This is a genomic window from Pseudomonas guariconensis, from assembly GCF_900102675.1.
Classification (GTDB): Bacteria; Pseudomonadota; Gammaproteobacteria; order Pseudomonadales; family Pseudomonadaceae; genus Aquipseudomonas; species Aquipseudomonas guariconensis.
On record NZ_FMYX01000011.1, the window covers coordinates 142,811 to 155,862 of the forward strand.

Genomic DNA, 13,052 nt, shown 5'->3' on the forward strand with positions numbered 1-13,052 from the left:
GTGGAAGCTAACGTCGTCGACCATACCTCCATGTGGAGTCTGGTCAGCAATGCCAGTGTAGTGGTACAGCTGGTCATGCTGACCCTGGTGGCCGCTTCGGTCACTTCATGGATCATGATCTTCCAGCGCAGCACCATGCTGCGCGCCGGTCGTCGTGCGCTCGATGCCTTCGAGGAGCGCTTCTGGTCGGGTATCGACCTGTCCAAGCTGTATCGTCAGGCAGGCAGCAATCCGGACCCGGACTCGGGCGTGGAGCAGGTGTTCCGTGCCGGCTTCAAAGAGTTCTCGCGCCTGCGCCAGCAGCCGGGTGTCGACCCGGATGCGGTCATGGAGGGCGTCGGGCGTGCCATGCGCGTGGCCATCTCCCGTGAGGAAGAAAAGCTCGAGCAGAGCTTGCCGTTCCTTGCCACTGTCGGCTCCACCAGCCCGTACATCGGCCTGTTCGGAACCGTCTGGGGCATCATGAACTCCTTCCGCGGTTTGGCTTCGGCTCAGCAGGCGACCCTGGCCACAGTGGCTCCGGGCATCGCCGAGGCACTGATCGCCACTGCGATCGGTCTGTTCGCCGCGATCCCGGCGGTCATTGCCTACAACCGTTTCTCCGCCCGCAGCGAAGTGCTGATCGGTCGTTACTACACGTTCGCCGACGAGTTCCAGGCAATCCTGCACCGCAAAGTGCACACCAGCGAAGAGTAATCAGGTAGAAGCCCATGGCCCGAGTTCGCCACAAACGCAAGCCGGTCGCCGAGATGAACGTGGTGCCCTACATCGACGTGATGCTGGTGCTGCTGGTCATCTTCATGGTGACTGCCCCCATGCTCAACCAGGGCGTGAAGGTCGACCTGCCCAAGGTTTCCAGCGAAGCCTTGCCCCAGGACAACAACGTTCAGATCCTGACCATCTCGATCAAGGCCGACAAAACCTACTACTGGAACCTCGGCAGCGAAGTCGATACCGACAAGCAGATGGACAAGGCCATGACCTTGCCCGAAATGACCAGCGCGGTGACCAAGATCATCGCCGCCGGTCGCGACCAGGGCAAGCAGACCCAGGTCTTCATTCGTGGCGACAAGGCCGTCGACTACGGCGCGGTCATGGGTGCCATGGGCGGGTTGCAGAAGGCCGGTGTCGGTAACGTTGGCCTGATTACCGAGGCGCCCTGATGCAACAGCGAGAGCCATCCGCCTCGGAAAGCTACTTCTGGCCCACTGTCTGGGCCATTGGTCTGCACGTTCTGGTGTTCGCGATGCTGTTCGTCAGCTTCGCCATGACGCCTGAGCTGCCGCCGTCCAAGCCGATCGTCCAGGCTACGCTCTATCAGCTCAAATCCAAGAGTCAGGCGACCACCCAGACCAATCAGAAGATTGCCGGGGAAGCGAAGAAAACCGCTTCGCGCCAGACTGAGGTCGAGCAACTGGAGCAGAAGAAGGTCGAGCAGGAAGCTGTGAAGGCCGCGGAACAAAAGAAAGCTGACGCCGCTCAAAAGGCCGAAGAGGCCCGTGAAGCCGCCGAGGCGAAGAAGGCCGAGGAGGCTGCCAAAGCCGCTGAAGCCAAGAAGGCTGCCGAGGCCAAGAAAGCCGAGGAGGCGAAGAAGGCCGCTGAGAAGCAGCAGGCTGATATCGCCAAGAAGAAGGCCGAGGAAGAGGCCAAGAAGAAAGCCGAGGAAGAAGCCAAGAAACAGGCTGCCGAGGAGGCTAAAAAGAAAGCCGCCGAAGAGGCCAAGAAGAAAGCAGCCGAGGACGCCAAGAAGAAAGCGGCGGCCGAGGAAGCGAAGAAGAAGGCAGCCGAAGACGCCAAGAAGAAGGCGGCTGCGGATGCCCAGAAGAAAAAGGCGCAGGAAGCGGCCCGCAAGGCGGCAGAAGACAAGAAAGCTCAGGCCCTGGCCGAGCTGCTGTCCGATACCACCGAGCGGCAGCAGGCCCTGGCCGATGAGCGTGGCGATGAAGTGGCCGGCGATTTCGACGACCTGATTCGCTTGCGAGCAGCCGAAGGGTGGGCGCGTCCGCCGTCCGCACGCAGGGGCATGACGGTAGTCCTGCAGATCAACATGCTGCCCGATGGCACCATCACCAACGTCAGCGTGGCGCGCTCCAGTGGCGACGGTCCATTCGACAGCTCGGCGGTGGCAGCGGTGAAGAACATTGGTCGTCTGACCGAGATGCAGGGCTTGAAGCCGAACGAGTTCAATCCGTACCGTTCATTCAAGATGACATTTACACCTGAGGATCTAGCGTTGTGATTAAACGTCTGAAAGGACTGCTGGTCATGCTCTGCTGCGTGGCAGGTATGGCCGTGGCAGAGGAAAAGAACATCCTGGTCACCAGCGGCAGCGATCGGGCGACTCCGATCGCGGTAGTGCCGTTCGGTTTGCAGGGTGGCAGCGTGTTGCCCGAGGACATGGCCGAGATCATTGGCAATGACCTGCGCAACTCCGGCTACTACTCGCCCATTCCACGGCAGAACATGATCAGCCAGCCGACCCAGGCCAGCGAAGTCATCTTCCGTGACTGGAAAGCCCTGGGGGCCCAATACGTGATGGTTGGCAGCATCGTGCCGTCCGGCGGTCGCCTGCAGGTGCAGTACGCCCTGTTCAACGTCGCCACCGAACAGCAGGTGCTGACCGGCAGCGTTGCTGGTGGCGTCGACCAGCTGCGCGACATGTCGCACTACATCGCCGACCAGTCGTTCGAGAAGCTCACCGGCATCAAGGGTGCATTCTCCACCCGCATGTTGTACGTGACTGCCGAGCGCTTCTCCGCCAACAACACCCGTTACACCTTGCAGCGTTCGGACTATGACGGTGCCCGCGCCGTTACTTTGCTGCAATCGCGTGAGCCGATCCTGTCGCCGCGTTTCGCACCGGACGGCAAGCGTATTGCCTATGTCTCGTTCGAACAGAAGCGTCCGCGCATCTTCGTTCAGCACATCGATACCGGGCGCCGTGAGCAGATCACCAACTTCGAAGGCCTCAACGGCGCTCCGGCCTGGTCGCCAGATGGTTCGCGTCTTGCCTTCGTGTTGTCCAAAGACGGCAACCCGGACATCTACGTGATGAACATGGGCTCGCGCCAGATCAGCCGTGTAACTGCAGGCCCAGGCATCAACACCGAGCCGTTCTGGGGCAAGGATGGCAATACCCTGTACTTCACCTCCGACCGTGGCGGCAAACCGCAGGTCTACAAGACATCGGTCAGTGGCGGTGGCGCCGAGCGTGTAACGTTCGTGGGTAACTACAATGCCAACCCGAAACTGTCGGCGGACGAAAAGACCCTGGTGATGATCCATCGCCAACAGGGCTTCACCAACTTCAAAGTGGCTGCCCAGGACTTGCAGCGCGGAAGTGTAAAGATTCTGTCGGACACCAGTCTTGATGAGTCTCCCACTGTTGCGCCAAACGGCACCATGCTAATCTACGCCACCCGCCAGCAGGGCCGGGGAGTCTTGATGCTCGTCTCTCTCAATGGACGCGTGAGGCTCCCGCTTCCTACCGCTCAAGGCGAAGTCAGAGAACCGTCCTGGTCCCCTTACCTGAACTGATGCGGCGTAATACTTTTGCTTAACACACTGGGGTTTCATTAGGAGTTTCACGATGGAAATGCTGAAGTTTGGTAAATTCGCTGCGCTGGCTCTGGCCATGGCCGTAGCTGTAGGTTGCTCCTCCAAGGGCGGTGACAACGCTGGCGAAGGCGCCGCTGTTGATCCTAACGCTGGCTACGGTGCCAACACTGGCGCTGTTGACGGCAGCCTGAGCGAAGAAGCCGCCCTGCGCGCAATCACCACCTTCTACTTCGAATACGACAGCTCGGACCTGAAGCCAGAAGCCATGCGCGCTCTGGACGTTCACGCCAAGGACCTGAAAGCCAACGGCAACCGTGTTGTTCTGGAAGGCCACACCGACGAGCGCGGTACTCGCGAGTACAACATGGCTCTGGGCGAGCGTCGTGCCAAGGCCGTTCAACGCTACCTGGTTCTGCAGGGCGTTTCCCCTGCTCAGCTGGAACTGGTTTCCTACGGCGAAGAGCGTCCAGTTGCCACCGGCAACGACGAGCAGTCCTGGGCTCAGAACCGTCGCGTAGAACTGCGTAAGTAAGTTCTTATGCGTATGTGCCGTCGTGCTGTAACCGTCCTCGCGCTCAGCCTGCCGCTCGCGGCTTGGGCTGAGGTTCCTGTAGTAGATGACAACGCAAGTGGCTATCCGCCTGCGGGTTATGGCACGAGCGGCGCCTATGCCGGGGCAGGGGCTTCGGCCCCTGCTTCTGCACAGGGCCAGCTGTTCATGCAGCTGCAACAGATGCAGGATCAGATTTCCCGCCAGCAAGGCATCATCGAAGAGCTGCAGAACGATGTCGCCCGTATGAAGCAGGAGAACCTGGAGCGTTACCAGGATCTGGACCGTCGCATCAACAGCGGTGTCGCACCTGCCGCGACCCCCGAGAATTCTTCCACCGGTGGCGCCTCCAATGCCGCCACCGGTGCCGCTGCTGGCGCCGCGGCCCAACAACCGGCCGCCAGCAGCGAACCAGGTGATCCGGCGAAAGAGAAGCTCTATTACGATGCCGCTTTCGACCTGATCAAGCAGAAGGATTTCGACAAGGCCAGCCAGGCCTTCGGCGCCTTCTTGCGCAAGTACCCAAATAGCCAGTACGCCGGCAATGCCCAATATTGGCTGGGTGAGGTGAACCTGGCCAAGGGCGACCTGCAAGGTGCCAGCCAGGCTTTCGCCAAAGTCGGCCAGCTGTACCCCAAACACAGCAAAGTGCCTGACTCGCTGTACAAGCTGGCGGATGTCGAGCGCCGTATGGGGCACACCGACAAGGTCAAGGGCATCCTTCAACAGGTCATTACCCAGTATCCCGGCACTTCTGCCGCACAACTGGCTCAGCGTGACCTGCAAAAGCTCTGAATATCGCCATTCGAAAGAAACCCGCGCTTGTCGCGGGTTTTTTCGTTAGAATCTTGGCCCTTTTTTCGTAAACACGCTGGTGCGGATAACGCTATGTCGAGTCCGCGACAGTGCCTGACGGAGGCGGACAGCCTGTTTAGCTGTCACGCCCGTGGCGATCATGCAAGACACATTACGCATCACCGAAGTCTTTTACTCCTTGCAGGGTGAAACACGGACGGCTGGGCTGCCCACCGTATTCGTGCGCCTTACGGGCTGTCCCCTGCGCTGTCAGTATTGCGACAGTGCCTACGCATTCAGCGGCGGCACCGTACGTACCCTCGACGACATTCTCAAGCAAGTGGCGGGATTCCGGCCGCGCTATGTCTGCGTGACCGGTGGCGAGCCCTTGGCCCAGCCCAATGCGTTGCCCTTGCTCCAGCGCCTCTGCGACGCCGGCTACGAAGTCTCTTTGGAGACCAGCGGCGCCCTGGACATCGCCCAGGTCGATCCACGGGTCAGCCGCGTGGTCGATTTGAAGACCCCGGGCTCGGAGGAGTCGCACCGCAACCTCTACGAGAATATCGAGCACCTGACCCGTAACGATCAGGTCAAGTTCGTCATTTGCTCGCGCGAGGACTATGACTGGGCGGTCTCCAAGCTGATTCAGTACAACCTGGCGCAGCGTGCGGGTGAAGTACTGTTTTCACCCAGCCACCACCAGGTGAGTGCCACCGACCTGGCGGACTGGATCGTCGCCGATAACCTGCCCGTACGCTTCCAGTTGCAGTTGCACAAACTGCTGTGGAACGACGAACCGGGACGCTGACACGAGGAGTATGAACATGACTGATAAACGCGCGGTAATTCTGCTTTCCGGTGGTCTGGACTCGGCCACCGTGGTCGCCATGGCCAAGGCTGAAGGCTATAGCTGCTACACCATGAGTTTCGACTACGGTCAGCGTCACCGTGCCGAGCTCAACGCTGCAGCGCGTGTTGCCCGAGACCTGGGCGTGGTCGAGCACAAGGTAATCGGTCTGAACCTCAACGGCATTGGTGGCTCAGCCTTGACCGACACCAGTATCGATGTGCCAGAGACACCTGGCGAAGGTATCCCGGTCACGTATGTGCCTGCGCGTAATACCGTATTCCTGTCCCTGGCACTGGGATGGGCCGAGGTGCTGGGCGCCCGTGACATCTTCATTGGTGTCAACGCCGTGGATTACTCGGGGTATCCGGACTGCCGTCCAGAGTTCGTGGAGGCCTTCGAACGCATGGCCAACCTTGCCACCAAGGCCGGTGTGGAAGGGCAGGGCTTCCGTATCCAGGCGCCTTTGCAGAATCTGAGCAAGGCCCAGATCGTCCAGGCCGGTATTGCCCGTGGCGTGGATTACAGCTTGACCGTCTCGTGCTACCAAGCGGACGACGAGGGGCGCGCCTGCGGCAAGTGCGACAGTTGCCGTTTGCGGGCCGATGGCTTCGCAGCAGCCGGTGTGGCGGATCCTACCCGCTATTTTTGAAAAAATTGCCGATGAGGTGTTGATTTCCCGTTAGAAATCAGTATTATACGCGCCATCCAACGGGTCGTTAGCTCAGTTGGTAGAGCAGTTGGCTTTTAACCAATTGGTCGTAGGTTCGAATCCTACACGACCCACCATATTCACAGCGGTAATGCAGGTACTAGGAAGGGAAGGCTACTCACAGCCAATCTAGTCTTGCTGCCCCTGGAGCGATCCTTAGGCTCGCTTCGATGTGATCTCAATATGGAATAGCCCGCGACCATCTAGGTTTGCGGGCTTTTTCGTTCTTGTCGGTCAGTCAGATTCCTGACTGTGATGCATGACGATCTATCTGAGAGATTCCAAGCGAAACAGCTTGGTGGCTGCCGCAGATGATCGATTTTCGACCACAGTGAATTCTACCAACTTCGGCTTTTTTCAAGCGTAAGCTGCTAGTGGGTAGGTGTTAGCTCCTCCTATGCGACCCAGAGAAGTTATGGGTAGCCACAATCATTGCCTGTAGCGCTATTCAAACACCTGTGTCGATAGCAGTCATCAGCCAGACCAGGTTCCCGATCGCCTGAGCGGGGACAGCCACGCTCCGTTCAAAATTTAACGTCGCCCTGGGGCGCGGTTAAAGCGCTACCGCTTGTCGGTTTCCGGATCCTGTCCACGACAAATTGACGCCAATATGATGGCAAAATAGTACCGCAGCTCGTTTTCTTTGATGGCACAGGGATGTGGTGATGTCGGTGGGTCAGCGTTTGGCACAGAGAGCCTTTCTGTGTGTGGTGTTCAGCAGCTCTATGGGTATGGCCTGCGCCTCACCAGGCGATCAAGACCTGATTCGCGAACGCCAGAACCGACTGCTCGAGGAACAGCAGCGTCGCCTTGAAGATCTACGCAACCTCCCAGGGCAACCCTCCGTCCCTCCGGTGCCCTCCAGGCCTGAAGACGAACGCTGCTTCACGATTCGTTCTATCGACCTCAAAGGTGCAGACAGTCTGTCGATCACCGAGCGAGACGCGTTGCTCAAGCCATTCGTTGGACAGTCGCAGACGGGGGCTTCTTGGACGATAGATGTTATGGATAAGTCAATTAATGGCGGAAGGAAGGTGGAGATCAAGTTCAAATGACTGATGACCTCTATAAATCGGTATTGCGAAGCGCATTTGGGCTTTCAATGGGGGCCATATGGCAGCATATGACGGTTGGGCTTCTTGGTTCGTCTGTTGATTACGCGCGCCGAGTCGATCTGTTCTTCTCTCTGATGGCGCGTTTGATATTGGAGGGAAATGTTAGACTTGCGTATGATGGCCTTTTTCTCGCTGGTACTATTCAAGATCAGCTAAATGTGCTGAAAGATGCGTGGCCTGAAGAGCCTGGTGAAAATGATCTTGATGGCTTCGGGCTTTGGTTTATCACAGAGGCCCCCGCTGGGGTTGTATGGATAGACTCGGATGGGAAGGAGTTTTGGACGTAGTTTGTAAGTTTAGGTTGGTCCAAAAGGGACTGGTCACGCTCTGCGCGAAGTAGAAGTTAGCTCTGGTGGCAAAGGCTCATGGACTAAGGAGCTCCATAAACCAGACCCGATAAGGGCGCTTGGAAGACCTTGGAGAACCAATGGGCGTCTGCGCTTAAAGAAGGAAAGTCGGTAGGTGTAAAAAATGAACCGGTGTACGCAGGCGGGTCTGTAAGACCTGAGTAATTTACTGTGACATATCAGATAGGTTCGGAACGCCCAATAAGAGAAGCTTTTGTCAATTCTCCGGGTGGGATATGAGTGTGGATGATGAGATTTATCAGGGCATTGGTGAGGTTTTGGTTGCGATCTCTCCTGCTGATGCCGAGGTGGTACTGGTAGAGGCCGAACTTTCTCCGGAAGGTGATCACTGTAAGTTGTTATTTGATTATTTGGATCTCTCTGGAACCAAGCAGTGGTTTTTGCCAAGTAGTGTGAAGGTGGATAGTGACTTGCTTCATCTTTTTGTTCGGCTTAGAAATTTCTTCGAGTCATATGGGCTTTATGCGGAAGGTAAGCCATGGAAAGTCTGTATTGTCGAGCTCTGCCTGCGCAGTATGAAGATAAAAATCGACTTTAAGTATGAATAACTAACCTAGGTTTCTGGCGCTTGAATAAACATAGCCCTGGAACTGCCGGGGCTGTTTGAGAAGAAGAGATCGCAAAAGCTCAATCAGATTCATCTCTTCGTCCAGCGGAATGAAGGGTATACCCCCGTTCAGGGGAGATATCCTTGATCAGCCTGCTTGCGAATGGACGCGGGATGACCTAGTCGAAACCCTTGGCCCGCCAGATAGACAGGGTGGTGATAAGATGGATGGCTTGTTGGGCTATATACGACCTTGGGTGCGCTTTAAAAAGTTTGGCTCGGCGTTGCACGCGGAGTTTTCTCAAGACGGTCGTCTGTGGAAGTCACACTCATGCTCGAGTAGAGGGAGATTTTGCAAAGTATACGTTGGCTGAAGCATTGCCCTTAGACAGACCAACGACGTGTGCAGGCTCGATTCATCGGCACACTGGTCAGCTGTACGAATCATTCAGTTTGAAATCGTTCGCACTGCTTGCTGGGTGCTGTTGTCGATCTGCACCTTCGGTCGTTGATTGGTGATCAGCTCGGCGGTGGCGGTTTCGCGCACGCGTAGCATGAAGAGGTTGTTGAAGTTACCGATCACTTGGCTGGCTTTTCAGAGGACTATCAAAATGAGTGTTGATGATTAGCTATTTTGCGCCAAGCATTTTGTTATATAGCCTTCCAGAAATTAAGCCTAATGACAGCCTGCCTCAGGTTGTCTCGCCGCCCCGTGGTGGTTCGATCGAAGTCTCCTATACTCAGATCCAATCGCTCTGACCCCTGCGCCGAGGGCCTCTGGATGAATGTGATCGACTACTTTGATCGCGCCCGAATCATCAACATCCCTTCTCGAAATGATCGCCGCATGGAAACCATGCAAGAGTTCGCCCGTCACGGTTTCAGTATCGATTTTGAAAAAATAGGCTTTTTCGACGCGGTTACACCCAGCGAGGGGGAGGGCTTCCCAAGTGCTGGGGCGAGGGGGTGCTTTCTGAGCCATCTCGGGATATTGGAAGACGCCATCCGATCAAAAGTGAACAACATCCTCATTCTGGAGGACGATATCCAGTTTTCCAGACGCATCGCCCAGTACGGCAAACAAGCGATCGAGTCCCTGCAGGGGATGGAGTGGGACATCGTCTACTTCGGGCATCCGTTCGAGGAGGAAGCCAATGTGCCGGGCTGGCAGGTGGTCGATCGTCCTATCCACCTGTCCCACTTTTATGCAGTGAACGGCCAATGCATCGAACGGTTGAGGGATTTTTTGTTCCAGATCCTGCAACGGCCGCCGGGTCACCCCGACGGCGGGCCTATGCATTACGACGCAGCCCTCAACACGTTGATCCACACGAACAAGGATCTACGGGCGTTCTATTTCACCCGGAACCTTGGCTATCAACGCCCTTCGCGCACCGATCTGCATGAGCTGTCCTTCCTGGATAGAAGTCGGCTCTTGCGTCCGGTGATGAACAATCTGCGCAGGTTCAAGGCAACCCTGCTCAGAAAAACGCGTTAGTCAGCTGGCGAAACGCGCTCGGTTTCATTTGTTCAGGCGTCGGGCATCGAAGGCATCGATGGCCTGGTAGGTGGTATAGGTCGCCTGGGCGGCCACGAGGCCAGCGAGGCCGAAGGTGCGGGTCAGGCCGAACTGCCCGAAGCCCTCTGGCACAGGAAGCCTGCGCGCAATGGCATCGGCGAGTACTTCGCCGGCAACCGTGGTTGGCGCCATGCCGTGGCCACCGAAGCCGACCGCGTGCCAGATGCCATTGTCATCCTGGCCGATCTGGGCCATCTGGTGGCGCCCATAGCTCATCAGGCCGCCCCAGGAATAGTCGATCTCTACATCCTCGAGCTGAGGGTAGACCGTGACCAGGTCCGTCTTGAGCAGCTTGGCGATGGCCTCGGGCCCGCGATCGAGGATGGAGATGCGCCCGCCCCACAGGATGCGGGTGTCTTGCAGGGGGCGGTAGTAATCGAATGCAAAGCGGGTGTCATAGACAGCCGATTCGCAGGCAATGGCGTCCTTCAGTCGCGCCCCCAGGGGTTGGGTGGCAACCACGTAGGTGGCAATCGGCAGTACCGCGCGTTCGACGGGGCGATAGATGCCTCGTGCGTAGCCGCCACCTGAGAACATCACTTCTTCTGCATGCACTTCACCGCCTTGGGTCCGCACCACATATTTGCCTGAGCGCTTTTCAATGCCGAGCACGGGGGAGTGCTCGAACAGGCGCGCGCCGAGGTCGGTGATGGTGCGTGCCACCCCGCACACATACTTCAGAGGGTGAAAGTGGAATGCGTTGCGCTCCAGCAGCCCACCGTAGTAGCGGTCGGTGTTGAGCATTTCCTTGAGTTCGCCGGCAGAAATGCATTCCCACTCAACACCGTAGGCCTGCTTCATCAATTGGCGCGGTTTTTCCAGGCGGGCCGGATCGTTGAACCAGTTGGCGAGGATCACGCCTTTATCGACCAGGTCGCAATCGATGGCGTATTGGCGGGCGCGCGTGCGGATCAGGTCGACGGCGTTGACTGTCAGCTGGTACAGCCTGCGTGCTTCGGTGGCGCCCAGGGTGGACAGCAGGTCCGCGTTGCCCAGGCTGTAGCCGCCGAATACAAACCCCCCGTTGCGCCCTGAGGCGCCATGCCCCACCTGCTGCGACTCCAGCACCACCACGTCAGTGACGCCGCGTTCGGCAAGCCCCAGGGCGGTCGAAAGGCCGGCCAGGCCGCCGCCGAGGATGCACACCCGGGTATCGGTGCGGCCCGAGTGGACGGGGTACGAAGCGCGTGCGACGGAGGCTTCGTAGAAGGATTTGCTGAAATCGGTGCTCATCGGTGGTCCTACGCGGTAGTGGGCATTCGCTCAAGGCAACAAGGCGCCGGGCAGGTGCTCGGCGCCTTGGTGGTTCAGGCCGAGACCTGTTGGCCTAGCGCAACGCCATCCAAGTTGCTCTGGGCTTTTCGTTCGTCTTGTCTGCGTCTGGTTTCGATCACGCTGAAATCCATTTCCCGGTAGCGGACGATGCGCGATCGGGTGATCAACTTGTGGCCGTACCACATCACCGCGAACAGCACCAAGCCGATGTAAGTCGCAGCCGCACCTACCCAGTCGATGCGATCTCCGATAAAGGCCTGGTAGTTCTGACCCAGCATGACGACCATGCACAGGGCGAAGGCAAAGAACGGCCCGAACGGGAAGAACTTCGAAACGTACGGGAGCTTGTCGAGGCTGTTGCCCTGCAGCTTGTAGCCGCGGCGGAAGCGGTAGTGGCTGATGGCGATGCCCAGCCAGGCGATGAACCCCAGCATCCCGGAGGTATTCAACAGCCACAGGTAGAGCTTGCCGGGGCTGAACAGGAAGCTCAGCAGGCACAGTCCCGCCACCACTGTGGTGGCGAGCAACGCCCAGACCGGCGTACCCGAGCGGGTGAGCTTGGCGAACAGTGCCGGAGCCTTGCGCTCGACAGCCAGGCTGTAGAGCATGCGCGACGAGGCGTACATCCCTGAGTTGCCGGCCGACAGCACGGAGGTGAGGATGACCGCGTTCATGAGGGCGGCAGCAGCCAGCATGTCGGCTTTCTCGAAGATCAAGGTGAACGGGCTGATGGTGATGTCGGACAGCCCATCCTTGAGTAGGCGTGGGTCCGTGTAGGGGATCAGCAGGCCGATCACGATAATGGTGCAGACATAGAACAGCAGGATGCGCCAGAAGATCTGGCGGACGGCCTTGGGAATGTTGCGCCCAGGGTTTTCGGTTTCCCCGGCTGCGATGCCGACGAACTCGGTCCCCTGGAACGAGAAGCCGACGATCATGGCCACGCCGATCAGTGCAGGCAGGCCGCCGGCGATCGGGCCATCGCCGATCTGCCACAGGTGCGCACCGCCCTCCTGGCCGCCGTCGAGGATGCCCAGCAGCATCAGCACACCGGTGATGATGAAGGCGACGATGGTGATGACTTTGATCAGGGCGAACCAGAATTCCGTCTCGCCGAAAAAGCGTACGGAAGCGACGTTCAAGGCAAAGAGCAGGCCCAGGAACAGAGCGCTCCAGATTACCCCGGGCGTGTCGGGGAACCAGTAGGACATGATGATCTGCACGGCCACCAAGTCGACCGCAATGGTCACGGCCCAGGAGTACCAGTAGTTCCAGCCCAAGGCAAAACCGAAGCTTTCGTCGACATAGCGCGAGGCATAGGTCGCGAACGAGCCGCTGACCGGCATGCAGGCGGCAAGCTCGCCCAGGCTGGTCATCAGGAAGTAGACCATCAAGCCGATGATCGCGAAGGAGAGCAGTGCGCCGCCGGGACCGGATTGCGCAATGGTGGCGCCAGAGGAAACGAAGAGCCCGGTGCCGATGGAGCCGCCAATGGCAATCATGTTCAGGTGGCGGCTGTTCAGGGTTCTCTTCAGGTGACCGGAGGTGTTGCTGGTGGTAGCCGAACTCGCGTTTTTATTGGAATGGGTCATGGGCAACCTTTTGACCTGCGTTCATTTTTTGGATTTGTTTTTGTTTTCTGGTGGCGCCTGCGATCCAGGCTGGCCGAGCAGCAAGGCCCAATGCGCGTTGAGCCGGTCGTCAAC

At 58.3% G+C, this 13,052-nt stretch carries 14 protein-coding genes, 1 tRNA gene and 2 pseudogenes; 14 read left to right on the top strand and 3 right to left on the bottom strand.

Translation table 11 applies throughout. The features are described from left to right. The 13 genes and pseudogenes from tolQ to BLS27_RS18370 all read left to right on the top strand — a co-directional run bounded on the left by tolQ (nt 1) and on the right by BLS27_RS18370 (nt 8,493). Nucleotides 1–696, top strand: a complete 696-nt coding sequence (gene tolQ, locus BLS27_RS18310; protein ID WP_043209509.1) for a protein TolQ — start codon at nt 1–3, stop codon at nt 694–696. Between the two features lie 14 nt (nt 697–710). Then, entirely contained in the window at nt 711–1,163 is a 453-nt protein-coding gene (tolR, locus tag BLS27_RS18315) for a protein TolR (protein WP_012315816.1), read from the top strand. Next, nucleotides 1,163–2,239: a cell envelope integrity protein TolA gene (tolA, locus tag BLS27_RS18320; protein ID WP_043209507.1), complete on the top strand. Its 1,077-nt coding sequence runs from the start codon at nt 1,163–1,165 to the stop codon at nt 2,237–2,239. Before tolR ends, tolA begins: the two co-directional genes overlap by 1 nt. Nucleotides 2,240–2,265: 26 nt before the next feature. Continuing rightward, nucleotides 2,266–3,537 carry a Tol-Pal system beta propeller repeat protein TolB gene (tolB, locus tag BLS27_RS18325; protein ID WP_043209564.1) on the top strand — a complete coding sequence of 424 codons (1,272 nt, stop codon included), beginning with the start codon at nt 2,266–2,268 and terminating at the stop codon, nt 3,535–3,537. A 52-nt stretch (nt 3,538–3,589) separates the two neighbouring features. Then, entirely contained in the window at nt 3,590–4,090 is a 501-nt protein-coding gene (gene pal / locus BLS27_RS18330) for a peptidoglycan-associated lipoprotein Pal (protein ID WP_043209505.1), read from the top strand. Between the two features lie 6 nt (nt 4,091–4,096). Further along, nucleotides 4,097–4,903 carry a tol-pal system protein YbgF gene (ybgF, locus tag BLS27_RS18335; protein ID WP_070572287.1) on the top strand — a complete coding sequence of 269 codons (807 nt, stop codon included), beginning with the start codon at nt 4,097–4,099 and terminating at the stop codon, nt 4,901–4,903. A gap of 160 nt (nt 4,904–5,063) precedes the next feature. After that, on the top strand, nt 5,064–5,711 hold the full coding sequence (queE, locus tag BLS27_RS18340; protein ID WP_090346166.1) for a 7-carboxy-7-deazaguanine synthase QueE: 648 nt from the start codon (nt 5,064–5,066) through the stop codon (nt 5,709–5,711). 16 nt (nt 5,712–5,727) lie between these two features. Continuing rightward, nucleotides 5,728–6,402: a 7-cyano-7-deazaguanine synthase QueC gene (queC, locus tag BLS27_RS18345; protein WP_043209502.1), complete on the top strand. Its 675-nt coding sequence runs from the start codon at nt 5,728–5,730 to the stop codon at nt 6,400–6,402. Nucleotides 6,403–6,463: 61 nt separating this feature from the next. Next, nucleotides 6,464–6,539 (top strand) — tRNA-Lys (locus BLS27_RS18350). A gap of 588 nt (nt 6,540–7,127) precedes the next feature. After that, nucleotides 7,128–7,517 carry a hypothetical protein gene (locus BLS27_RS24285; RefSeq protein ID WP_090346116.1) on the top strand — a complete coding sequence of 130 codons (390 nt, stop codon included), beginning with the start codon at nt 7,128–7,130 and terminating at the stop codon, nt 7,515–7,517. Continuing rightward, on the top strand, nt 7,514–7,864 hold the full coding sequence (locus tag BLS27_RS18360; protein WP_208599422.1) for a DUF596 domain-containing protein: 351 nt from the start codon (nt 7,514–7,516) through the stop codon (nt 7,862–7,864). The genes BLS27_RS24285 and BLS27_RS18360 overlap by 4 nt, the downstream gene beginning before the upstream one ends. Before the next feature lie 123 nt (nt 7,865–7,987). Further along, nucleotides 7,988–8,089: pseudogene (locus tag BLS27_RS24290) on the top strand (hypothetical protein); the annotation flags it as partial. A gap of 77 nt (nt 8,090–8,166) precedes the next feature. Further along, nucleotides 8,167–8,493 carry a hypothetical protein gene (locus BLS27_RS18370; protein WP_139205760.1) on the top strand — a complete coding sequence of 109 codons (327 nt, stop codon included), beginning with the start codon at nt 8,167–8,169 and terminating at the stop codon, nt 8,491–8,493. 367 nt (nt 8,494–8,860) lie between these two features. Here BLS27_RS18370 and BLS27_RS24295 read toward each other — a convergent pair. Then, nucleotides 8,861–9,087: pseudogene (locus tag BLS27_RS24295) on the bottom strand (type IV conjugative transfer system coupling protein TraD); the annotation flags it as partial. 186 nt (nt 9,088–9,273) lie between these two features. Between BLS27_RS24295 and BLS27_RS18375 the strand changes: the two are divergent. Next, the gene (locus BLS27_RS18375; protein ID WP_090346120.1) at nt 9,274–9,990 is read left to right on the top strand and encodes a glycosyltransferase family 25 protein; all 717 of its coding nucleotides are present in this window, start codon (nt 9,274–9,276) and stop codon (nt 9,988–9,990) included. 24 nt (nt 9,991–10,014) lie between these two features. On the opposite strand, the gene BLS27_RS18380 is transcribed toward BLS27_RS18375, so the two are convergent. Then, nucleotides 10,015–11,304, bottom strand: a complete 1,290-nt coding sequence (locus BLS27_RS18380) for an NAD(P)/FAD-dependent oxidoreductase (RefSeq protein ID WP_090346121.1) — start codon at nt 11,302–11,304, stop codon at nt 10,015–10,017. Nucleotides 11,305–11,378: 74 nt separating this feature from the next. Then, nucleotides 11,379–12,938, bottom strand: coding sequence for an amino acid permease (locus tag BLS27_RS18385; protein WP_090346122.1), 1,560 nt, complete (start codon nt 12,936–12,938; stop codon nt 11,379–11,381). Nucleotides 12,939–13,052 lie beyond the last annotated feature (114 nt).